The sequence below is a fragment of the Ichthyenterobacterium magnum genome, from assembly GCF_003610635.1.
Taxonomy (GTDB): Bacteria; Bacteroidota; Bacteroidia; order Flavobacteriales; family Flavobacteriaceae; genus Ichthyenterobacterium; species Ichthyenterobacterium magnum.
This window is the reverse complement of the sequence record NZ_RAQJ01000001.1, coordinates 441,012-465,137: the sequence shown is the minus strand read 5'-3', so window position 1 is coordinate 465,137 and position 24,126 is coordinate 441,012. Positions and strand designations below refer to the sequence as shown.

Annotated in this window: 15 protein-coding genes and 1 tRNA gene; 13 read left to right on the top strand and 3 right to left on the bottom strand. The window is 33.3% G+C overall.

Annotated features, from left to right (window positions below; genetic code table 11):
- Window positions 1–29 precede the first annotated feature (29 nt).
- The 12 genes from BXY80_RS02230 to BXY80_RS02175 all read left to right on the top strand — a co-directional run bounded on the left by BXY80_RS02230 (window position 30) and on the right by BXY80_RS02175 (window position 14,684).
- The gene (locus BXY80_RS02230) at window positions 30–1,979 is read left to right on the top strand and encodes a penicillin-binding protein (protein ID WP_120199584.1); all 1,950 of its coding nucleotides are present in this window, start codon (window positions 30–32) and stop codon (window positions 1,977–1,979) included.
- Window positions 1,979–3,442 carry a UDP-N-acetylmuramoyl-L-alanyl-D-glutamate--2,6-diaminopimelate ligase gene (locus BXY80_RS02225; RefSeq protein WP_120199583.1) on the top strand — a complete coding sequence of 488 codons (1,464 nt, stop codon included), beginning with the start codon at window positions 1,979–1,981 and terminating at the stop codon, window positions 3,440–3,442. Before BXY80_RS02230 ends, BXY80_RS02225 begins: the two co-directional genes overlap by 1 nt.
- A 54-nt stretch (window positions 3,443–3,496) precedes the next feature.
- Window positions 3,497–4,738 (top strand): phospho-N-acetylmuramoyl-pentapeptide-transferase, encoded by a 1,242-nt coding sequence (gene mraY, locus BXY80_RS02220; protein WP_120199582.1) that lies wholly within the window; start codon window positions 3,497–3,499, stop codon window positions 4,736–4,738.
- 45 nt (window positions 4,739–4,783) lie between these two features.
- Window positions 4,784–6,121: a UDP-N-acetylmuramoyl-L-alanine--D-glutamate ligase gene (gene murD, locus BXY80_RS02215; protein WP_120199581.1), complete on the top strand. Its 1,338-nt coding sequence runs from the start codon at window positions 4,784–4,786 to the stop codon at window positions 6,119–6,121.
- 85 nt (window positions 6,122–6,206) lie between these two features.
- Window positions 6,207–7,400: an FtsW/RodA/SpoVE family cell cycle protein gene (locus BXY80_RS02210; RefSeq protein ID WP_120199580.1), complete on the top strand. Its 1,194-nt coding sequence runs from the start codon at window positions 6,207–6,209 to the stop codon at window positions 7,398–7,400.
- Window positions 7,400–8,494, top strand: coding sequence for an undecaprenyldiphospho-muramoylpentapeptide beta-N-acetylglucosaminyltransferase (gene murG / locus BXY80_RS02205; protein WP_120199579.1), 1,095 nt, complete (start codon window positions 7,400–7,402; stop codon window positions 8,492–8,494). The genes BXY80_RS02210 and murG overlap by 1 nt, the downstream gene beginning before the upstream one ends.
- A complete protein-coding gene (gene murC / locus BXY80_RS02200) occupies window positions 8,495–9,847 on the top strand; it encodes a UDP-N-acetylmuramate--L-alanine ligase (protein ID WP_120199578.1) in 1,353 nt (450 codons plus the stop codon).
- 16 nt (window positions 9,848–9,863) lie between these two features.
- Window positions 9,864–10,556, top strand: a complete 693-nt coding sequence (locus BXY80_RS02195; RefSeq protein WP_245977169.1) for a cell division protein FtsQ/DivIB — start codon at window positions 9,864–9,866, stop codon at window positions 10,554–10,556.
- 3 nt (window positions 10,557–10,559) lie between these two features.
- A complete protein-coding gene (gene ftsA / locus BXY80_RS02190) occupies window positions 10,560–11,897 on the top strand; it encodes a cell division protein FtsA (protein WP_120199576.1) in 1,338 nt (445 codons plus the stop codon).
- Between the two features lie 35 nt (window positions 11,898–11,932).
- Window positions 11,933–13,867, top strand: a complete 1,935-nt coding sequence (gene ftsZ / locus BXY80_RS02185; RefSeq protein WP_120199575.1) for a cell division protein FtsZ — start codon at window positions 11,933–11,935, stop codon at window positions 13,865–13,867.
- Window positions 13,868–13,977: 110 nt separating this feature from the next.
- Window positions 13,978–14,427, top strand: coding sequence for a GatB/YqeY domain-containing protein (locus tag BXY80_RS02180; RefSeq protein WP_120199574.1), 450 nt, complete (start codon window positions 13,978–13,980; stop codon window positions 14,425–14,427).
- Window positions 14,428–14,610: 183 nt separating this feature from the next.
- A tRNA-Arg gene (locus BXY80_RS02175) sits at window positions 14,611–14,684 on the top strand.
- 442 nt (window positions 14,685–15,126) lie between these two features.
- Here BXY80_RS02175 and BXY80_RS02170 read toward each other — a convergent pair.
- Window positions 15,127–16,128 carry a PorP/SprF family type IX secretion system membrane protein gene (locus BXY80_RS02170; protein ID WP_120199573.1) on the bottom strand — a complete coding sequence of 334 codons (1,002 nt, stop codon included), beginning with the start codon at window positions 16,126–16,128 and terminating at the stop codon, window positions 15,127–15,129.
- A 6-nt stretch (window positions 16,129–16,134) separates the two neighbouring features.
- The gene (locus tag BXY80_RS02165; protein ID WP_120199572.1) at window positions 16,135–22,197 is read right to left on the bottom strand and encodes a PKD domain-containing protein; all 6,063 of its coding nucleotides are present in this window, start codon (window positions 22,195–22,197) and stop codon (window positions 16,135–16,137) included.
- A gap of 230 nt (window positions 22,198–22,427) precedes the next feature.
- Between BXY80_RS02165 and BXY80_RS02160 the strand changes: the two genes are divergently transcribed.
- Entirely contained in the window at window positions 22,428–23,285 is an 858-nt protein-coding gene (locus BXY80_RS02160) for a zinc-dependent peptidase (protein WP_120199571.1), read from the top strand.
- A 21-nt stretch (window positions 23,286–23,306) separates the two neighbouring features.
- On the opposite strand, the gene BXY80_RS02155 is transcribed toward BXY80_RS02160, so the two are convergent.
- The gene (locus tag BXY80_RS02155) at window positions 23,307–24,122 is read right to left on the bottom strand and encodes a hypothetical protein (protein ID WP_120199570.1); all 816 of its coding nucleotides are present in this window, start codon (window positions 24,120–24,122) and stop codon (window positions 23,307–23,309) included.
- Between the last annotated feature and the right edge of the window lie 4 nt (window positions 24,123–24,126).

Below are 24,126 nucleotides of genomic sequence, written 5' to 3'. Positions count from 1 at the left end.
TAAACAGATTGTATTTTGTCTCAGGCTGTATGTTTGTCTTTGCTTTAGCTGTAGTATTTAAGTTGTGTAGTATTCAATTTATTCAAGGCGACCAGTATAGAGACCTAGCAGATAAAAGTGCAACTAAAAATGTTGTTATTCCAGCAAATAGAGGTAATGTGTATTCTGCTAACGGAAACTTGTTAGCAACTTCAATTCCTAAGTATGATATTAGAATAGATGCTTTAACACCATCTAACGCAAGATTTGAAAAATACCTAAAGCCACTTAGTGATTCATTGTCAAAATATACAGGGAAACCATCTAGTTATTATCAAAAAGGAATAAGGAAAGCTAGAGCAAATAAAAATAGATACTATTTGCTTGTAAGAGATATTGGCTACTCAGATTATTTGAGAGTAAGAGACTTCCCGATGTTAAATCTTGGTGCTTTTAAAGGCGGTTTAATTGTTGAGCAAACAACAAAACGAGAGCATCCAATGGGAGCAATTGCACAAAGGTCTATTGGTTATGAACGTTTTGATGAAGATGGAAATGCCACTAGAGCAGGAATTGATGGTGCTTTTGGAGCAAAGTATTTAAGAGGTGACGACGGTGAGCGCTTAAAACAAAAAATTGGAAAAGGGCAATGGAAACCAGTTTACGATTCTAATCAAAAAGAACCAAAAGACGGTTATGATGTGTTTACAACCATAGATGTTAATATTCAAGATATCGTGCACCATTCACTTCTAGGGCAATTAGAGCATTACGAGGCTGAGCATGGTTGTGCTATTATAATGGATGTTAAAACTGGCGAGGTTAAGGCTATTTCAAATTTAGCAAAAACTAAAGATGGGCATTACTACGAAAAACGAAACTATGCGGTTTGGGAATCTCATGAGCCTGGGTCAACGTTTAAAGTAATGGCATTAATGGTTGCTCTTGAAGATAAGGTGATTGACACATCTACAGTTGTTGATACAAAAAAAGGAGTAAAACGTTTTTATGGGCGAAATATTTATGATTCACATCATGGTGGTTATGGGGAGATTTCTGCTGCTAGAGCTTTAGAGGTGTCTTCTAATATAGGTTTGGCAACATTAATCGATGAGCATTACTCTAAACAGCCTAAAAAGTTTATTAATCGTATTAAAAGTTGGAACCTTCATGAGCCGTTAGGTGTTTCAATCATGGGTGAAGGTAAACCAGATATTCCTGAACCAGGTGATAAAAAGTGGAGTAAAAATGCACTGCCATCAATGGCTTATGGTTATAATTTAAGTTTAACACCCTTACAAACATTAACTTTTTATAATGCAATAGCCAATGGTGGCGAAATGGTAAAACCACGATTTATTAAAGCGGTTAAAGAGTTTGATAAGAATATTGAAACTTTTGATAAAGAAGTGATAAATCAAAAAATATGTTCAAATAAAACACTTAATGAAATACAAGAGATATTAAAAAATGTAGTGGTAAGAGGAACTGGTAAAAAATTGTATTCTAAAAATTTTTCTATGGCGGGAAAAACGGGAACTGCGCAAACAGAATACTGGATGAAAGATTGGAAAGAAAACAAAAGATATATCTCTTCATTCGCAGGTTATTTTCCTGCTGAAAACCCAAAATATTCATGTATTGTAGTAATTCATAAACCAAGTATAAAGAAAGGCTATTATGGCGCAGATGTTACTGGACCAGTGTTTAAAAGAATAGCTCAAAAAATATATACAGAAACACCATTAGTTGATGAAGTTAATGTAATTGATTTTAAAAACTCAATAGTCGATAATGATTTTGAAACCTATTACGATGTGGCTCAAACCTATAAAACGATTATGCCAAATGTTGTTGGTATGCCAGCAATGGATGCACTTGCATTATTAGAAAACATGGGCTTAAAAGTAAAAATGGATGGCGCAGGTGTTGTTAAAAATCAATCTGTAAACAAAGGAATTAAAGTAAAACGAAATCAAGTAGTTGTTTTAGATATTTAATGAAAGAATTAAAAGACATATTATATAAAGTAACCATCAATGCAGTTGTAGGTAGTACTAGTGTGTTGGTGAATACTATTAATTTTGATTCTAGACAGATTTGTGAAAATGATGTTTTTGTTGCTGTTAAAGGAAATCTTGTTGATGGTCATAAATTTATAGACACAGCTATTACAAATGGAGCAATTGCAGTTGTTTGTGAAAAACTACCTGAGAATTTACAAAACGGAATTACTTATATAGAAGTTGAAAGTGCAAGTCAAGCACTGGCATTTATGGCTTCAAATTATTATTTAAACCCTTCAGAAAATTTAAAGCTTGTAGGCGTAACAGGAACTAATGGGAAAACAACAGTTGCTTCTTTATTGTATCAGCTGTTTAAAAAAGCAGGTTATAAGGTAGGCTTATTGTCAACTGTAAAAATAATGGTTGATAATAAAACATATAGGGCAACACATACAACTCCAGATTCTTTAACGATAAACAAGTACTTAAAAGAGATGAATGATGAAGGTGTTGAGTTTTGTTTTATGGAAGTAAGCTCTCACGGAATTCATCAAAATAGAACTGAAGGATTGCGTTTTGAAGGAGGAATTTTCACAAACCTATCTCATGATCATTTAGATTATCATGACACATTTGCTGAGTATAGAGATGTTAAGAAAAAGTTTTTCGATAATCTATCATCAAAAGCATTTGCATTGGTAAATGTTGATGATAAAAATGGCTTGGTAATGCTTCAAAATACCAAAGCAAGAAAAATAACATATGCCTTAAAGACTTATGCAGATTATAAGGTTCAAATTTTAGAAAATCAGTTAGGAGGTTTGCTTCTTAAAATTAACGAAAACGAAGTTTGGACACGCTTAATAGGAACTTTCAATGCTTATAATGTTTTAGCCATTTATGGTACAGCAGAACTTCTTGGCTTAGAAAAGGTAGAGAACCTGAGATTAATAAGCGAATTAGAAAGTGTTAGCGGTCGTTTTCAATATTTAATTTCTGACGAAAAAATTACTGCTATTGTTGATTATGCACATACACCAGATGCATTAAAAAATGTATTAGAAACAATCAATAGTATTCGTACAAAAAATGAAGAATTAATTACTGTTGTTGGTTGTGGAGGCGATAGAGATGCTAGCAAAAGACCAAAAATGGGACATATTGCTTCGGTTTTAAGTACCAAAGTGATTTTTACTAGTGATAACCCAAGAGGAGAAGTGCCCAAAACAATAATAGAAGCTATTGAAAAAGGTGTAGAGCCACAAAATTTTAAAAAAACACTATCCATAACAGATAGAAAACAAGCTATAAAAACGGCATGTCAAATGGCTAACTCGGGTGATATTATACTAATTGCAGGAAAAGGCCATGAAACATATCAAGAGATAAAAGGAGAGCGTTTCGATTTTGATGATTATAAAATAGTACAAGAATTTTTAAAACAATTACAGAAATAACAAAATGTATCACCTTGAGCACAGTCTAAAGGTCTTAAAAATGAAATAAATAATATGTTGTATTACCTATTTGAATATTTAGAAAAACAGTTTCAGTTTCCTGGAGCGTCACTCTTTGGGTTTATAACATTTAGAGCGGCAGTTGCTATTATTTTGTCATTGCTCATCTCTACTATTTTCGGTAAACGCATTATTAGATTTTTACAAAAACAACAAGTTGGAGAAACGGTAAGAGATTTAGGATTAGAAGGACAAGTAGAGAAAGCTGGAACACCTACAATGGGAGGAATCATTATTATTCTAGCCACATTAATCCCAGTATTGTTATTAGCCAAGCTTGAAAATATATACATCATCTTACTTATTGTTACTACAATCTGGATGGGAGTTATTGGGTTTATTGATGATTACATTAAGAAATTTAAAAATGATAAAGACGGCTTAAAAGGAAGGTTTAAAGTACTTGGTCAAGTAGGATTAGGAGTTATAGTTGGAGCAACATTATTTTTTCATCAAGATGTCACTATTAAAGAAAAACTTCCAGTTGCACAGCAGCAAGAGTTATTAGCTAAAAACCCAAATATTACACCTTCAAAATTATTTGAGGCTGAAGAGAAATCAACTAAAACAACTATTCCATTTGTTAAAGGAAATGAGTTTAACTATGCGGATCTTATTACTTGGATTAGTCCAGGATTAGAAAAATATGCTTGGGTAATATTCATTTTAGCTGCAATTTTTATTATCACAGCAGTATCAAATGGCGCAAATTTAACCGACGGAATTGATGGTCTCGCTGCAGGGACTTCCGCAATCATTGTACTTACACTTGGGATTTTTGCTTTTGTATCTGGACACATTGTGTTTTCAGATTACTTAAACATCATGTACATACCACGTATAGAAGAAATCACAATTTATATCGCAGCTTTTGTTGGAGCACTTATTGGGTTTTTATGGTACAATACATATCCAGCACAAGTATTTATGGGAGATACAGGAAGTTTAACTATTGGCGGAATCATTGCTGTAATAGCTATTGCGGTTAGAAAAGAATGGTTAATACCAGTGTTATGCGGCATATTTTTAGCCGAAAACTTATCGGTAGTTATGCAAGTGAGTTGGTTTAAATACACAAGAAAAAAATATGGTGAAGGACGACGCATTTTTAAAATGTCACCATTACATCACCATTATCAAAAATCAGGATATCACGAGAGTAAAATTGTAACTAGGTTTTGGATTGTAGGAATCCTATTAGCAATTATATCAATTGTGACATTAAAAATTAGATAACAAATTGTCATGCTGAGCTTGTCGAAGCATCTCAATAAATAGAAAATGACAAAGCAAAGGTTAGTCATATTAGGCGGAGGAGAAAGCGGTGTTGGCACTGCGCTTTTAGGTAAAGAAAAAGGGTTTCAGGTATTTGTTTCAGATAAAGGAACAATCAAAAAAACATATAAAAACGTTCTTATACATAATGAGATTGAATGGGAAGAAGGACAGCATTCTGAAGATAAGATATTGAATGCAGATATCGTAATGAAGAGTCCTGGTATTCCTGATAAAGTAACATTAATACAATTATTAATAGCAGCTGATATTCCTGTGATTTCCGAAATTGAGTTTGCTTCAAAGTATACTGAAGCAAATATTATAGGAATCACTGGGAGTAACGGTAAAACAACAACAGCAACTTTAACACATCATCTTTTAAAACAAGATTTAAGTGTTGGCTTAGCTGGTAACATAGGAGATAGTTTTGCTAAGCAAATTTTAGAACATGATTATTCAAATTATGTTTTAGAAATCAGCAGTTTTCAGTTAGATGGTGTTATAGATTTTAAACCAAATATTGCTGTAATTACCAATGTTACGCCAGATCATTTGGATCGCTATAATTATCAGTTTGAAAATTATGTTGCTTCAAAATTTAGGATTGCAATGAATCAAACTAAAGATGATTATTTGATTTATGATGCAGATGATGAAGTGATTACAAATTGGTTAAAAGCAAATCCAGTTCAATCAAAATTATTGCCATTTTCATTAATTAAACCTATTGAGAATGGAGCGTATTTAGACAAAGAGAATATTAAAATAACAATAGATAACAACCAAATAATTATGCCAACAGCAAATTTAGCTTTAGAGGGAAAACACAACATTAAAAATGCAATGGCTGCATCAACAGTAGCACATTTGCTAAAAATAAGAAAGCAGACTATTCGTGAGAGTTTAGAGAACTTTCAAGGTGTTGAGCATCGATTAGAACATGTGCTAAAAATAAATAAGGTGCAATATATCAACGATTCTAAAGCAACTAATGTTAATGCAACATACTTTGCTTTAGAGAGTATGGATGCGCCAACAGTGTGGATTGTTGGTGGTGAAGACAAAGGGAATGACTATAAAGAGCTATTTCAATTTGTAAATGAAAAAGTGAAAGCAATTATTTGTTTAGGTGTAGACAACGAAAAATTGATGCACAATTTTGGCAATATGGTTGATGTTATTATTGAAACACAATATATGAGTGAAGCTGTGAAAATAGCTTATAAAATTGCAGAAACTGGAGATAATGTATTATTGTCACCTGCATGTGCAAGTTTTGACCTTTTTGAAAACTATGAAGATAGAGGTCGTCAATTTAAAGATGCAGTTAGAAATCTTTAACAGATAAAAGGAAGTTGTCATTCCGCACTTAATGCGGAATCTATTAAATAATTAAAGTGAATTTTGTATTGTAAAAAAACAAGAAGTGCAAGCAGTATTTAAAAACATAAAAGGAGATCGGTTAATATGGGCAATTGCTGCATTGTTGGCAATTTTCTCATTCCTTCCTGTGTATAGTGCTGCAAGTAATTTGGCTTATGTTGGAGGTTCTGGTAACACCTTTGCATATTTTGTGAAGCATTTTATGCATTTGTTTTTAGGGTTTTCAATTATGTACGGCATTCATAAAATTCCGTATCGTTACTTTAGAGGTTTATCAATGGTTATGTTACCCATAGTACTCGTGCTTTTGGTAGTAACCATGTTACAAGGCACAACTATTGAAGGAGCAAATGCGAGCCGTTGGATACAAATACCCTTAGTTGGTATGTCTTTTCAAACATCAACATTGGCAGCAGTCGTATTAATGGTTTATGTTGCAAGATATTTGTCTAAAATTAAAGATAAGGAAATCTCATTTGTTGAAACTATTGTGCCGCTTTGGATTCCAGTATTTTTAGTGCTTATACTAATACTTCCAGCAAACTTTTCTACAGCAGCAATTATGTTTGTTATGGTTATGATGTTAACTTTTATAGGTGGTTATCCTGTAAAGTATTTAGCTATAATTATTGGGGTTGGACTAGTGGCATTAACTATGTTTATATTAGTAGCTAAAGCTTTTCCAGATGCTATGCCAAATAGAGTTGATACTTGGATGAGCAGAATAGAAAACTTTTCTAATGGCGAAGATACCGAAGCCGATTACCAAATTGAAAAAGCTAAAATTGCTATAGCTTCAGGAGGAATACAAGGTGTTGGCCCAGGTAAAAGTGTTCAAAAAAATTTTTTACCACAATCATCTTCAGATTTTATTTTTGCAATTATAGTTGAAGAATACGGATTAATTGGAGGTCTTTTCCTTTTAGTAATGTACTCATGGTTATTATTTAGAATTGTAATTGTATCTCAAAAATCTGATACTGTATTTGGTAAATTATTAGTGTTAGGTGTTGGCTTGCCGATAGTATTTCAAGCTTTAATTAATATGGCGGTGGCTGTAGAATTATTTCCAGTTACAGGACAGACATTACCACTCATTAGTAGTGGAGGAACTTCTATTTGGATGACCTGTTTGGCTATAGGCATTATACTTAGTGTTAGTGCAAAACGAGAAGAACTAAAAGAACAAGAATATAAAGAAGATAATCCATTAGAAATTTTAAGTGAAACTATATAATGAGTAACTACAAAATCATATTATCTGGAGGCGGAACAGGAGGACACATCTATCCTGCCATTGCTATTGCAGATGAGTTGAAATCTCGTTTCCCTGAGGCTGAGTTTTTGTTTGTAGGTGCTAAGGATCGCATGGAAATGGAAAAAGTGCCTCAAGCTGGTTATGAGATTGAAGGCTTATGGATATCTGGTATTCAAAGAAAGTTAACATTAAAAAATCTTGCATTTCCATTTAAGCTAATCTTGAGCTTATTAAGGTCTCGAAACATTATAAAAACATTTCAGCCAGATGTAGCTATTGGTACTGGAGGTTTTGCAAGCGGGCCATTGCTTAAAATAGCAACATCAAAAGGAATACCTAGTTTAATACAAGAACAAAATTCTTATCCAGGAATTACAAATAAATTATTAGCTAAAAAAGCAAATAAAATATGTGTGGCTTATCAAGGCTTAGAACGTTTTTTTCCAAAAGAAAAGATAGTACTAACAGGTAACCCAATACGTAAAGAATTACTTCATAAAGAAGATAGAACTATTGAAGCAAAAGATACTTTTACTTTAAGACATGGTAAACACACATTACTTGTTTTAGGTGGTAGTCTTGGCTCTAAACGAATTAACGAATTAATTGAAAAAGAATTAGAATTTTTTCAAACTCAAAATGTTCAAATTATATGGCAATGTGGTAAGCTATATTATAATGAATATAAACGGTATAATGATTTAGAAGATGTACAAGTGTTTCCGTATTTAAATAATATGGATATGGCTTATGCGGCTTCAGACATCATCATTTCTAGAGCAGGAGCAAGTTCTGTATCTGAGCTTTGTGTGGTAGGGAAACCAGTGATTTTTATTCCGTCTCCAAATGTGGCAGAAGATCACCAAACAAAAAACGCAAAAGCAATAGTAGATAAGCAAGCAGCTGTTTTAATTAAAGAAAGTGATTTGGATATCGATTTCGAAAATAAGTTTTCACAATTAGTAGTGTCCTCAGAGAAACGAGAAGAATTAAGCAAGAATATTAAAAAATTGGCATTAGCAAATGCAACAAACGATATAGCAAACGAAGTTGAAAAACTATTAAAAAAGTAAGTGAATTTAAATACCATACATAACGTATATTTTATTGGCATTGGAGGCATAGGTATGAGTGCTTTGGCACGTTATTTTGTTGCAAATAAAAAGCAGGTTAGTGGTTATGATAAAACTAAAACTGAAATTACAGATAGTCTTGAAGCTTTAGGAGTTGAAATTCATTTTGAAGATTCTGTAAGCCTTGTTAAGCAACCCTTTTTAAATCCTGAAAACACATTAATTGTGTATACGCCAGCAATTCCAAAAACTCATACAGAATTAAATCACTTTTTAGATAATAGTTTTAGAGTTTTAAAACGTTCAGCAGTACTTGGTGAAATTACTAAACACACCTATTGTTTGGCTATTGCAGGTACACATGGTAAAACAACAACGACAAGTATTTTAGGGCATTTACTAAACGAATGCGAGGTAGAGGTTACAGCTTTTTTAGGAGGAATAAGTGAGAACTATAATTCTAATTTAATTCTTAACGGAACAAAAGTTACCGTTGTAGAAGCTGATGAATTTGACCGTTCGTTTTTAACCTTATCCCCAGATTTGGCATGCATTACATCAATGGATGCAGATCATTTAGATATCTATGGCGAAACGGATGAGCTAAAAAAATCATTTGTAGAATTTACACAAAAATTAAAACCTAACGGAAAGTTATTTGTTAGAAATGGATTACCATTAAAAGGAATTACTTACGGAATTGAAGATAATTCAGACTATTCTGTGAAACATATAAAAATAATAAATGGAAGCTATGTGTTTGATGTGAAAACACCAGATACATTACTAGAAAATTTCAAATTTAACCTACCTGGTAGACATAACTTGTCGAATGCATTAATAGCCTTGGCGATGGCTGTAGAGTTTGGTTGCCCTCACCAGCAGCTCGCCAATGCTTTAGCATCTTACAAAGGTGTAAAGCGGAGATTTACATATCAAATAAAAACTGACGATTTGGTTTTTATTGATGATTATGCACATCATCCAGAAGAAATTAATGCGGTGCATCAAGCTGTGAGAGAAATGTACCCAACAAAAAAAGTGTTGGCGATTTTTCAACCACATTTATTTAGTAGAACACGAGATTTTGTTGATGAGTTTGCACAAAAGTTAGCATTATTTGATGAGCTACTATTGTTAGATATTTATCCAGCAAGAGAATTACCTATTGAAGGTGTTACTTCAGAATGGCTTCTTGGTAAAATTGAAAATAAAAACAAAAAATTGGTTCTTAAAAACGAGCTGATTTCAGAAATAAAACAATCTAATGCTCAAATTATTTTAACCATTGGAGCAGGTGATATTGGAGAAGAAGTAAAACATATAAAAGAAGCTTTAAGTATTGCGAGTTAATTACAACTATATAAAAGTGTTTGTATTGCTAGTTCTAGTAGTGTTTTTGTATGTGTTTTCGTCATTCAAAAATGCCTCTAGAATTGTAGGTGATCCAAGTATAAAATTTGTTGGCGAAGAGAATTTATTTATCACTCATGAGACTGTTAGTAAATTGTTAATACAAAATCAAGAAGGGATTAAAAATAAGGCTAAAGAAATTATAGATTTGAACGGATTAGAGTCTGCCCTAAATTCTAATCCAATGATTAAGGAAGCACAAGTGTTTATGAGCGTTGATGGCTCAATCACTGCTGAGATAAAACAAAAAAAACCTATAGCCAGAGTTAGTACTAATGCGTCTTATTATGTTGATGAACAAGGTTCTTTTATGCCGTTATCAACAAATTATACAGCAAGAGTACCACTTGTTACTGGAATTATATTAAAAAACGACCTGAAGAATGTTTATACAATTGCTAAAAAAATTCAGAGTGATGAGTTTTTAAAAAAGCATGTTGTTGAGATTCATCAAAACGAAAATAAAACCATAGATCTAAAGTTTAGATTGTATGATTTTAAAATAGAATTAGGACCATTAAAGTTATTAGATAAGAAAATAAATAACTTAAAAGTATTTTGCCAAAAGGCAATAAAAGATAAAACGATTGGAAATTATAGTGTAGTGAATTTAAAGTTTGACAACCAAGTTATTTGCACCAAAAAGTAAGCTATGGAGAGTAATAAAATTTCAGTAGGATTAGATATCGGAACCACAAAAATTGTGGCGATGATTGGTCGTAAAAATGAATATGGCAAAGCCGAAATTTTAGGTATAGGAAAATCTAAAAGCTTAGGTGTTCATAGAGGTGTTGTAAATAATATTACGCAAACCATTCAATCCATCCAACAAGCAGTTCAAGAGGCAGAAGCAGAAGCAGGTTTAAAAATAAAAGACGTTACTGTTGGTATTGCAGGACAACATATAAGAAGTTTGCAACATAGTGATTATATCACGAGAGCAAATTCAGAATTGGTTATTGATGAAGAAGATATAGATCGTTTAATCAACCAAGTGCATAAATTGGTAATGCTTCCGGGCGAAGAAATTATTCATGTATTACCGCAAGAATATAAAGTTGATGGTCAGGCAGAAATAAAAGAACCAATTGGAATGTATGGCGGACGACTTGAAGCTAATTTTCATGTTGTAGTTGGCCAAGTATCATCTATTAGAAACATTGGTCGCTGTGTAAAAAGTGCAGGATTAGAGTTAGAAGGCATTACGCTAGAACCTTTAGCATCTGCTAATGCTGTGTTAAGCCAAGAAGAGAAAGAAGCAGGTGTTGCTTTAATAGATATAGGAGGCGGAACAACAGATTTAGCAGTATTTAAAGACGGTATCATTCGTCATACAGCAGTAATTCCTTTTGGAGGAAATGTGGTGACAGAAGATATAAAAGAAGGCTGTTCAATTATTGAAAAACAAGCAGAGCTTTTAAAAATAAAATTTGGGTCTGCATGGCCAGGAGAAAATAAGGATAATGAAATTGTATCTATTCCAGGATTAAGAGGAAGAGAGCCAAAGGAGATCACTTTAAAAAACCTCTCAAAAATTATTCATGCTCGCGTTGTAGAAATTGTTGAGCAAGTTTATGTAGAGATTAAAAATTACGGTCACGAAGAGCAAAAGAAAAAGTTGATTGCAGGTATTGTTTTAACAGGTGGCGGAAGTCAATTAAAACACTTAAAGCAATTGGTAGAATATATAACAGGAATGGATACCAGAATAGGCTATCCTAATGAGCATTTGGCTGGCGACAGTGATGAAGATGTTGCAAGCCCATTATACGCAACAGCAGTAGGTTTGGTGATGGATGGTCTTAAGAGACAAGAAAGAAGACGCATAGAAAAAGAAGCCGAAGAAGAATTTGAAAACACAGTTGAAGACCATGTTTCAGATGAACATTCGCAAGCAGAAGACGTTGTTAGTGCACCTAAAAAAGAGCGCAAGTCATTTTTAGATAAACTAACAGAACGTGTTAAAGATTTTTTAGATAACGCAGAATAGAATTAAAATATAAAACCCAAAAAAGTACTAACTATATGAGCAACAATATCGAACTAGGGAATATTTCTTTCGATTTACCAAAAAACCAATCAAACGTTATTAAAGTGATTGGTGTTGGTGGTGGCGGAAGCAATGCTATAAACCATATGTTTCAACAAGGCATAAAAGGTGTAGACTTTGTTATTTGTAACACTGATGCCCAAGCACTACAAAATAGTGGTGTCCCAAACAAAATACAATTAGGAGTTAACTTAACCGAAGGTTTAGGCGCAGGCGCAAACCCAGATGTTGGTGAGCAAGCTGCTGTAGAGAGCTTAGAAGACATTCGTCGTATGTTAGATACCAATACAAAAATGGTATTTATTACTGCAGGAATGGGTGGTGGTACAGGTACTGGTGCTGCACCAATAATTGCTAAAATCGCAAAGGAGTTAGATATTTTAACTGTAGGTATTGTTACAATGCCATTTCAGTTTGAAGGTAAAATGCGAAATGAACAAGCTCAAAAAGGAATCGAAACATTACGTGCTCATGTAGATTCTTTGGTTGTTATTAATAACAATAAGCTGAGAGAAGTTTATGGTAATTTAGGGTTTAAAGCAGGGTTTTCAAAAGCAGACGAGGTGTTATCTACAGCGTCTAGAGGTATTGCAGAAGTTATAACACATCACTATACACAAAATATAGATTTACGTGACGCTAAAACGGTTTTAAGTAATAGCGGAACGGCAATCATGGGGTCGTCAACAGCATCTGGTACAGCTAGAGCTCAAGAGGCTATTATGAAAGCTTTAGACTCGCCATTATTAAATGATAATAAAATTACTGGAGCTAAAAACGTGTTGTTGCTTATCGTTTCTGGTTCTCAAGAAATTACTATCGATGAAATTGGTGAGATTAATGATCATATTCAAACCGAAGCTGGTTTTGGAGCTAATATTATTATGGGTGTTGGTGAAGACGAATCTCTTGAAGAGTCTATTTCTGTAACAATTATTGCCACAGGTTTTGATATCGATCAACAACATGAAATTTCTAATACAGAAGTCAAAAAAGTAGTTCATGCTTTAGAAGACGATGCTAATGATGACGTTCATGTTAGAGAACAAGATCCTGCGATTATCACACCAGATATTATTTTAGAAAATGAAGAAGAAGCTACTCCTGAAGTTGTAATTCATACACTTATGGAAGACGAAGATGAAGACGTTGTTGTTAAAGAAGAATCAGGGATGGACTTGATTCAAACAACAGAGATTATAAAAAACATAAATGTTGTTTATGACGAAGTATTAGATCACAAAATAGCAAATGATGAAGATTTTATTATCTCTCCAGTTTTAGAAACTAAAAACGAAGAGATTGATGAGGTTATTGAAGAAGAGGAACAAATTACTTTAACTTTTGATTTGCCATTATCAGCTTCAGTTGAAGAAGAGGTTGCTGAAACTGAAGATAAGATACTATTTGATTTAGAAGATGAAGTAAAAGATTTAAAAGTCAATGAGCATGTAGAAATCATTCCAGTTACAGAAGCTAACGAAGAAGGAGAAACACGTTATGCTTTAGACGATTTTATGTCATATGAGTCTTCTATAAACGAAGCAAAAACAAAAGTGCAACCAGAAGTAGAAGAAGAGATTGTTTTTGAAAAAAGAGTTGTAGAATCTGAAGCTGTAGAAGAAGTAGCGTCAGATGAAATCGACCCAATGAACAGTCCTATTTCAGAATTGCTTAAAGAAAGAGCAGATGAAAGACGACGCAAAATGAAAGACTTTAATTACAAGTTTAATACGGCTAAGATTGACGAAATCGAAAAAGAGCCAGCATATAAGAGACAAGGTGTGAATTTAGATGAATCTCAACATTCATCTGAAACAACAACTTCAAGATTGTCTGTCGGGACTGACGATAATGACGACATTCAACTGAGAAGTAATAATTCATTTTTACACGACAACGTAGATTAATAGCAAATTTTAGTTTAGTGTTTCACACTTTAGTCAAACCCAAAGGGCATTAGTATCGCGCTTTGGGTTTTCTTTTTTATCTTCGCACTTTATTTACAAAAAGAAACATTATGGGTTTACAACAAGATATAATGACTGCTATGAAAGCAGCAATGAAAGATAAAGACCAAACAGCATTAGCTGCGTTAAGAGCAATAAAATCAGAAATTCTTTTAGCGCAAACCGCATCCGGTTCTAAAGAAGAATTAACCGAAGAGCAAGAAATAAAAATTCTTTCAAAATTAGTAAAGCAACGTAAGGATAGTGCTGCTATTTTTACTGAGCAAAATAGAGTTGATTTAGCAGATCCAGAAATAGCTCAAGCTAAAGTAATTAGTCAGTTTTTACCAGAGCAATTAAGCGAGGCAGATATAGAAAAAGCAGTTGTAGAAGCTATATCAGCTGTTGGTGCAGAAGGCATGAAAGATATGGGTAAAGTAATGGGCATAGTAAATAAGCAATTAGCAGGAAAGGCTGATGGTAAAACCATCTCTACTATAGTTAAGGCTAAACTGGTATAAAAAATTAAATTAGTATCATATTTTTAAGCATCACCCTAAATTTATTTCAGGGTCACACTTTATAATATTAGTTTTCAATTTAATGAGATTCTGAAACAAGTTCAGAATGACGTGATTGTCCTTTGTTACACTTTATAGATAATCATAAATTAATGTTAGAATTCTGCTTCGGCAGGAAGTTAAGGCCATGTAGCTCAGCTGAATAGAGCACTGGATTTCGGCTCCAGCGGTCGTGGGTTTGAATCCCTCCATGGTCACGAATAAAAAGAAAATCTCTGTGTTAAATCAAGCGTGCTTGAATTTATAAGCAGGGATTTTCTTTTTTCAAAGCGGAGCTTTGAGGAAAGACGAGCTTAGCGAGTCAATCCAAACTTATTATGGTTAAGATTAAATGTGCTTGAATTTATAAGCAGGGATTTTCTTTTTTCAAAGCGGAGCTTTGAGGAAAGACGAGCGTAGTGAGTCAATCCAAACTTATTATGGTTAAGATTAAATGTGCTTGAATTTATAAGCAGGGATTTTCTTTTTTCAAAGCGGAGCTTTGAGGAAAGACGAGCGTAGTGAGTCAATCCAAACTTATTATGGTTAAGATTAAATGTGCTTGAATTTATAAGCAGGGATTTTCTTTTTTCAAAGCGGAGCTTTGAGGAAAGACGAGCTTAGCGAGTCAACCTTCTCTAAAATAATAAGACAAATAACTTACCGCTTACGCCCACGATCTGTATTACAACTTCTACAACGTGATAAATAAGTGATTGAAAGCTCGTAAACACCATCTGTACGCCCAATTTGCGAGGTGTTAAAATCGTAAGACACACCAAATCTAAAATCGGTGTACTCTAAACCTATAAAACTATTTATAGAGGTTAAAATATGACTGTTATCACTGTTTTTTGCTGGATTTGTTGCTGCAGTAATACCAAATAAAAACTGGTTAACGTGAAATAAAGTACCAATATCTAATCTGTTAAACTCACCTTGCTTCATAAAATTTGCACTAAGCATTAGGTGATAGTCATTTAAAACAGGAAACCTAAAATTTCCATGTACAGAATAAAAGATGTTGAGCGGCACATTATCGCCTTCTACAAACGAAATATTTGGTCGATTTAAATGTTTTACAGAAACACCAAACCAATAGGTAATACCATTAAACTCTTCCTTTTCTAAAACCAAACCAGAAGAAATATCTAAAAAATAGAGATTATCATTATTGCTAACTAAAGGATCTACAGAGGTTGGGTTTATAGTTTCTGTATTAATGTTTATTTGGTCGCCTAGCGTTAAGTTTTGAAAATTAAAGGTTTTATAACCAACACCAACTTCTATTGCTGGTCTAAAAAACCAACCACCATTTAGGTTCACGCGATGCGCATAATTTGCATTTAACTGGTTTAAACTGTACTTGCTTATAGATTCTACTTGACGTAATGCACTAAAGCCAAAACCAAAAGCTGAACTTTGACTGTTTTCAATGGATTTGTTCCAAAAGGCATAATGCGTATTGACTCTCAAACCTAATCTTGGCCATTGCGTACGATGTAATAATCCTAAATGTGTTCTGCCATTATCTTCAAACCCTGAGAATCCTGGGTTTATGGTTTCAAGAATAAAAGACGATTGTGTAAAAATAGGGTCTTGTGCTTTTACTTCCGAAAGGAAAAAACATATAATTATAGCAAGTAATACTTTGTATCTCATATAGTGTTAATTGATATAAACAAAAGCACCTCGCTTTTTTATTGTTTTTCCGTAAAATGTATCTCCTGAAAATTTAAAGTAATAGTTGCCGTTTTCAGCTTCATAGTCGTTTATTTTTCCGTCCCAACCTCTTATCGTTTCGCCTGCTTCAGAATAAATTAAACTTCCCCAAGTATCATAAATATCTAATTGCATGTTTTCTAAACCAATATAAGCTGGCGTGAAATAATCATTGAGATTATCTTCATTAGGCGTAAAGGCATTTGGCATAATTAATTTATAGCCTTTCTCAACGATTAAAGTGATAACACTTGTGTAAACACATCCAAAAGGATAGGTAACGGTTTGCGTTACAATATAATTGCCTTCAATTTGGTAGGTGTGAATTGGGTTTTCTTCACTTGAAAAATTGCCGTCTCCAAAATCCCAAGACATACTTATATAATCTCCAGTGGCTTCATTAGTAAACTGAATTGGGTCTTGGATTGAGTAAATTCCGAAAGTACTAAAACCAAAAGAATCTGTTGAAAAACCAGCTTCACCAAGAACAGGAATTTCAACATTAAAATTAAAAGTTTCAGTACAGCCAAGGCTATCTACAACGTCAAGAATAACCAAGCCATTTTGTTGTGTGTTCATGATTTCATTATTGGCACCACTAACTGTTCCGCTTGACCAAGTATACTGAAACGGCGGAACACCACCACTTGAAGTAGCCATAAATGTTTGATTTACTAAACGTGTATCACAATTAAATTCTGTTTCTGTTACGACATCGAGTACAATAGGTTCAAATCTAATAACGTCCCAACTTGCTTGTACTTGACAATCATTAGCATCCGTAATTGTAATTTGATAAGTTCCTGGTGTTATAGCTGATAAATCTTCTGTGGTTTCTCCATTAGACCATAATACGGTGTATGGTGGTGTACCACCTTGTATTAACGTATTAATAGATCCACTATTAGTATCATCACAATCTAGAGCGTCAACAACATTTGCAGAGACTTGAAGTTCTGGTACGTCAAAAATTATAAATGTTTCTTGAATCACACATGGCGTGCCATCTGTTATAGTTACAGAATAAGTACCTGGACCTAAATTATTCCTCTCAACACCAGCAGTTGCATCATCATCCCAATCTACAGTTACAGGATCTATTCCTCCAACGAGATTTAATACAATTCTAGCATCATTTTCACCAAAGCATGATATTTGAGTAACATCAGGTGCTATTGAAAATTCTGGTGGTTCATCAATTGTAATAGGAAAAGTACGTACACAGTTTTCAGTGTCTGTAATGGTTATAGTATAAGTTCCAGCAGATAAGTTTTGCTGTATCATTCCTGTTCCAAAATTACTCCATGCAATTGTATAAGGACCAACGCCTCCAAAGATATTGTTTATAGTAATTGAGGCATCATTATCGCCATAGCAAACAATATCTGTTGTAGTGACATCAATATTTATTTGGTCGTTTTGTATAAGGATAACTTGTAATGTGTCTATACAACCAGATGTGTCTTCCACAGATAAATTATAGATTCCAGAAAATAAATTTGTTAAGTTTTGGTCTGTACTTACAAATCCGTTTGGACCAGTCCAAGAATACGTATAGTTTGGTCGACCTCCATTAGTTATAACATTAATTTCACCTGTACTTTCACCAAAACAAATGATATTAGTTTGATTATCTAAACTAACATCTAAAACAGGAGGTTCAATAATTAAGAAATTTTGTGTTATTGGTCCGCAATTGTTAGCATCTGTAACTGTTACTTGATAATTGCCAGGACCTAAATTGATAAGGTCTTCATCGTTTGAAAATGGGACATTGTCTCTAGTCCAAGAGTAAGCGTAAGGCTCTGTTCCGCCACTTATAGTAATACTAATATTGCCATCATTAGCTCCAAAACATGAAATAGTTTCAGGGTCAAAAATAACTTGGTCAAAGACTAATTCGTCAGGTTCTGTAATGGTATAGGTTTCTGTAAACGGACAACCTCCATTATCATTAATAGTTAAAGTGTAATTGCCAGCATCTAAATTAGAAATGTCTTCGTTTGTACTTGTAAAGCCTAATGGGCCAGTCCATGAAATTTGATATGGAGGACCAGTTGTAAAAGGAACACCTCCAGAAATTGTAATGTCTATAAAGCTGTCATTAGATTGAAAGCAACTATTATTGGTTGTATTTGCAATAACACTAATTGATGGGTTAATAGTAACAACAACATTAAAAGGCATGCCAGAACACACTCCAGAGATAGGTGTAACCGTATAAGTAACTGTTGCTGGACTTGTAGTTACATTTAATAATAATTGTGAAATATTTGTTGTAGGTGTTGTTTGCGCGCTTGCTCCAATAATACTTCCTGCAGGATTTATTGTTGGAGTAGTCCACGTGTATAGTGTTCCTACAGGAACAATATCTCCACTTGAATTATCTGGTATATATTCAAAAGTATTATCACTACATATTAAAATTGTAGTAGAGCTTATGTTTGGTGTTTCACTAATTGCGATTTCTGCTGTATTAGAAATAATTTGACTACAACCACCCGAATTAAATGTAATAATACAGTAGTAAAATGTTGTCCCAACTGTAGCTACTGGCGGATTGTAATTAGGCGTTGTTTCTCCAGTAATTGCAGTTCCTGACGTAGTATCATCAATAGTATTTGAATACCATTGATATGATGGTGTTCCTGTTCCGTTTGTATAAGAAACACTCAATACTGCAGTTGTTTCTCCTAAACATAGCGTATCAGAAATTGGTTGCATAGCAAACAAAGGTGCTGGAGTTACAATAACAGCACTAGTTGTACTTGTAACCTCACAACCAGAAATATCTTGAGTAACAATACAATAATAATATAACGTGCCTACACTATTTGTTGGAGGCGTAAACGTATTGTTTGTTGCTCCAGCAATTGGCGTTCCACCTGTATTACTATTTATGGTATTACTATACCATTGAAAGGTAGTATTACCTGAGCCACCAGAATTAGTAACTATTAAATTTTGTGGAGTAACATTCTGACATAACTCTTGAGATATTAAAGGTTGCATGTCAATTGTTGGGTCGTTTATAACAATAATTTCTGCAACATCACTAATAAGGTTGTTACAACCACTTCCAGTTATGGTGACTTCAACATAAAAATAATAATTGCCTATAGCATTAAATGTTGGAGGCGTATAACTACTGTTTGTTGCTCCAGCAATAAGTGTTCCTCCAGTATTTGAATTTGTAGTATTTGAAAACCATTGGTATGAAATGTTTCCTGCGCCACCTGAAATTGTTATTGATAACTCTTCAGAATTTCCACCAACACAAATTGTTTGTGGATTTATAGGATGTGTATCTATTTGAGGTGCTTCAAAAACGTCTACTGCAGCTGTATTAGAAATGATTTCATTACAGCCTCCAGTTGCAAACGTGATAATTACATAATAGTAAGTTGTACCAATTGTATTAGTATGTGGTGTAAAATTCACTGAAGTTTCACCAGCAATAGCAGTTCCTGTTGTTGTATTATCTACAGTATTTTCATACCATTGATATGTTGGTGTCCCAGTTCCTTGAAAGCTTACCGTTAGTTGATTGGCTGTTCCGTTTTGACAGACAGAACTTGGTATAGGATGACTGGTTATCTCAGGCGAAGGATCTATAATAATTTCAAAATTTACTGGAGCACCTTGGCAGCCACCTAAATCTGGAATAACAGTATATATTAAACTGCTAGCTGTAGTATTAGCGTTGAAAATATTTTGCGCAGGAATTGTATTAGTACTTCCTGAAGGGATAAATCCAGTAACTCCAGCAGGTGAATTAGCGACCCAAGTAAATGTTGTACTAGAAAAATCTGAAGTTATACTAATTTCATTTGTTTGTGTGCCAGAACAAATGGTTTGTGTTAAATCAGTATTTGTTATTGTTGGGGTTTCATTAATATTAAAATTTTCATTTACAGAGGTTGTACCACAACTATTAGTCATACTAAAAGTAACTTGAAAACTTCCTGTCGTTGCATAGGTAATTGTTCCTGGGTCTAACTGATTTGAACTAGAAGGTGTTCCACCAGGGAAATCCCAATTATAGATAATAGTTTCAGAAGCTGGAGCACATGTGTTTACTGTAGCAACAGGATTAATGGATGCTGTGCCACAAAAATCTGCAATAGGGTTTAGCAATGCTGTTGGCGGTTGTTTAACTTCAATTACTTCTGTAGTTGTATTGCTTCCGCAAGAGTTTGTAGCTGTTAATTGTAATGTGTATGTTCCTGCTGCTATAAAATTAAATGAAGGATTTACTGAGTTTTCATCTGTGCCATTAGCGAAACTCCAATCTTCAACTGTGCCACAAAAACTAGGTGTATAAGTTACTTCCCATAAATATTCATCGCCTCCGCAACTTTGCGACACATCAGTAGTATTTGTTATAGTAACTTGTAAAGGCGAACAGCCATTGTTAGTGCTTAAATTAAAAAGAGGTATTAATTCTGGTTCAATACATATTGGTTTTGTAACAGGATCTGTAGTGCCGCAAAAATTTTCAGCATAAAGCGTAACCGTATAGTTGCCTGGAGTTGTATAAAAATGAGTTGGATTTTCATCTGTTGAGGTATTGCCATCTCCAAAGTCCCAAAAATAGAGTGAGTTTGTAGTACAGTTTTGATTAAAACCTCCAGTAGTTGTGTTAGTAAATTGAACGGCTGTATTTACACAGGCAATTGGGTCAACATCAAAATCAACTTCTGGTTGTTGTAGTATAATTATTGGTCCAGCTGTAAGTATTGTTTCGCCACAAGACGTGGTAATTGTTAAGTTTACTGTATAGTTTGGGTTTGGACAATTAGATTCTGTATATGTATAAGGAATAGGGTAATTTTGCGAAGCTGCTGGATCTGAAGCATTAAAGTAAATAGACGCTTCTAATGTGTTTTGAGTTAAAACTAATATTGTTCCGTCTCCATAATCTATATTATATACTGTATCTGGAGGATTTGTTCCCCATGAACCTATAGCAAAATCTATAGGAGAAACAGGAATACATAGGTTAACCGTATTCCCTGGAATCTCAATAGCACCAATTGGGTTACTAGAATTTTTTATTAAGTAATTTACAGAAGTGTTACAACCATTAGTTCCGCTAGCTGTTATAATCATGTTGTAAGAACCTAATTGAGTATATGTATGTGCTAACGGAAATGTTACGTTGGTTTCTGTATTTCCATCTCCCCAATCTATATCATAATTTGTAATACATGATGTAGAGACAGAAGTATCACCAACATTTATAGTATATTCTGGGTTTGAAGTGTTATTGCCGCAATTATTAAATGGTTCTGTAAATTGAGCGTCTAAATCTATAAAGCTAATTTCTGGGCTTTCTAAAATGGTGATTGGATTTGAAACCGTGTTTGAACATCCATTACTATCTGTTACTGTTAATGTTGTTGTAAAAGTGTTGGTTCCGCATCCTAATGATGTAAATGCATGTGTTGGATTTTCTAATGCAGAGGTTGGCGTTCCATCTCCAAAATTCCAACTATAGGTAAAAGGGCCAATGCCAGTTACACTGGAAGTATACGTAACCAAATCACCAGAACACACATTAGCTCCATTAAAACTAAAACTTATATCTGGCTGACTAACAGTAACTACTGCAGTTCCGTTTTCATTTGTAACCTCACCAGTATTGTCTTCAACAGAGATTAATTGATATGTGAAAGTACCAATAGTATTTGTGCTAACTGGTAAAGTTACAGTATTACTATTAGTAGTTATGGTTTGTGGAGCTCCTCCATTAATAGTATATGTAAACGTATAAGGCGTTGTCCCTCCAGAGCCTGTAAAGGTTATTTGAGGAAAAGGTGTATCATCTTTACAAACTTGAGTGGTTCCAGATATAGTAGCACCTGGTGCAAAAAAATAATTATTTGAGACCGACATTTTTTCATTGAAACTTAAGTCTTTGGCTAAAGTTTTTGAAGCGTATAACCCTATTAAAATTATACTAAAACGGCATATAAATAGTAATGCTTTGGAATAGTTTTTATTCATTAAATACAGATTATTATAGCCTTAAGGAGATATAAATATATGTTAAAATATTAATCAATAATAATTTTAAAATGATATTTTCAGCTTAAATTGAAAATATCCCTAGTATTGGGTACAATTAATAGTCAGCTAGTTATAACATCTTTAACTTGATTTTTTTTACAGTTTTATAGAATAGAAGGTTTTCTAAGAGTGTTTTTTGTTATATCGAAACTCACTATATTTATCTAATGATATTTGCCCTAATTCAACAAGAAGAGTTTAATCCTACACTTCGCATAATTTTTTTAGCTATTTTTTTTATAGGAATGGCTACTGTAGTTATAAGTAGGTTTTATATGTATTTTGAACAGCTTTATGTTAATAGATATAAGAAACCTTTTTTTGTAGATTATTTTTTAATTAGACAAAAAATCACATCAGAACAACGTTCAATATTAAAGCGTGATTTTTCATTTTATAATAGTTTAGCTCAAAAAGATCAAGCTCGATTCGAGCATCGTCTAGCTGCTTTTATGAAAAGAAAAACGTTTGTTGGACGAGAAGATTTAGAAGTTACTCAAGATATGAAAATTCTCATTTCTGCTACAGCAGTAATGCTAACATTAGGGTTTAGAAACTATTTAATTAATATTATATCTGTTATTATTATTTATCCAAAAGAATTTTTCTCATCAGTTAATGAAACGCACCATAAAGGAGAGTTTAATCCGCAATTAAGCGCCATTGTTTTGTCATGGCAACATTTTAAAGAAGGTTTTGATGTAGCTAATGATAATTTAAATTTAGGAATCCATGAGTTTGCTCACGCCATACATTTTAATAGTATGAAACAACGTGATATTAGCTCTATATTATTTAAAGATTCATTTATGGAACTTACTGATTTGCTTTCAGAGAATGAGTCGCTAAGAAAAAAGCTGATTACTTCTAAATATTTTAGAGCATATGCGTATACCAATCAGTTTGAATTTTTAGCAGTTATCATTGAGTCTTTTATTGAGACACCTAGTGATTTTAGAAGTCAATTCCCTGATATTTATAAAAAAACAAAACAAATGCTGAATTTTAATTTTGCTGGCTATTAAACACTTTATCAAAATAAATAATTATTTTGATAAAGCCTTGTTTGGCAAACCTAAAATATAGTAACCCAAATTTTTACCATTGGGTTTAGTAGCGCTTTTAAACTCCCAAGAATAAGATTCGTTTTTAAAGTCTTTTAGTAGTTCTTCTACATCACCAAAAGCATACATTCTTGGCATAGAGGCTTGTCCATCCCAAGCATAAAAAATAGGAATTATTGGTATTAGGTATGTAAATATTAATTGTTTTAAAGATAAAGGCTTACAAAAAGGAGTCATGAATAAAGCCATTATAAAAAGAATAGTTAACGAAATAGGTAATAAAATCCACCATAGTAAAAGCGGCATTTTGTTTTCGGCCATTTCATAAATTAAAATAGGCTCTTTATTATCTTGAGCAGACTTTAATATTTGCCTTGCGTTATTTGGAGGCATATGGTGAAAGCTATTCACCATTATTTTTATTCCTTTTGGTGCTTTACTTAGGTTAGTTGCGTTTAATGAATGCTCACTATATGTTACATTTTCTAAATGTTGTTGATTAATATAGTTTATAAATTGTTTGTTTGGGTATAAATCTGTTAGTAATAATGAAATAGATTCGCTATTTGTTTTATTTAATTGTTGAATAACATCTGGCATGATGCCTCCTGAGCCCGAACCCATATCTACAACTTGAGAAAACGGATGCTTAGTGTTGATTTTGGTTAATAAATCGACGAGCACTTCTTTTGTTCCAATCATTTTGTGAAGCACAGTAATTAAGTTGGTCATGCTAGATCGTACCCAAGTTGGGAACCAACTAAAGTCTTCAAATTCAAAAAGTTGTACTCTTTTCATAATC

Bases quoted from the DNA above. Each gene is read 5' to 3' on its own strand.
- BXY80_RS02230 (WP_120199584.1), top strand. From the start codon at position 30: ATGTTTGTCTTTGCTTTAGCTGTAGTATTTAAGTTGTGTAGTATTCAA.
- BXY80_RS02225 (WP_120199583.1), top strand. From the start codon at position 1,979: ATGAAAGAATTAAAAGACATATTATATAAAGTAACCATCAATGCAGTT.
- mraY (WP_120199582.1), top strand. From the start codon at position 3,497: ATGTTGTATTACCTATTTGAATATTTAGAAAAACAGTTTCAGTTTCCT.
- murD (WP_120199581.1), top strand. From the start codon at position 4,784: ATGACAAAGCAAAGGTTAGTCATATTAGGCGGAGGAGAAAGCGGTGTT.
- murG (WP_120199579.1), top strand. From the start codon at position 7,400: ATGAGTAACTACAAAATCATATTATCTGGAGGCGGAACAGGAGGACAC.
- ftsA (WP_120199576.1), top strand. From the start codon at position 10,560: ATGGAGAGTAATAAAATTTCAGTAGGATTAGATATCGGAACCACAAAA.
- ftsZ (WP_120199575.1), top strand. From the start codon at position 11,933: ATGAGCAACAATATCGAACTAGGGAATATTTCTTTCGATTTACCAAAA.
- BXY80_RS02180 (WP_120199574.1), top strand. From the start codon at position 13,978: ATGGGTTTACAACAAGATATAATGACTGCTATGAAAGCAGCAATGAAA.
- BXY80_RS02170 (WP_120199573.1), bottom strand. From the start codon at position 16,128: ATGAGATACAAAGTATTACTTGCTATAATTATATGTTTTTTCCTTTCG.
- BXY80_RS02165 (WP_120199572.1), bottom strand. From the start codon at position 22,197: ATGAATAAAAACTATTCCAAAGCATTACTATTTATATGCCGTTTTAGT.
- BXY80_RS02160 (WP_120199571.1), top strand. From the start codon at position 22,428: ATGATATTTGCCCTAATTCAACAAGAAGAGTTTAATCCTACACTTCGC.
- BXY80_RS02155 (WP_120199570.1), bottom strand. From the start codon at position 24,122: ATGAAAAGAGTACAACTTTTTGAATTTGAAGACTTTAGTTGGTTCCCA.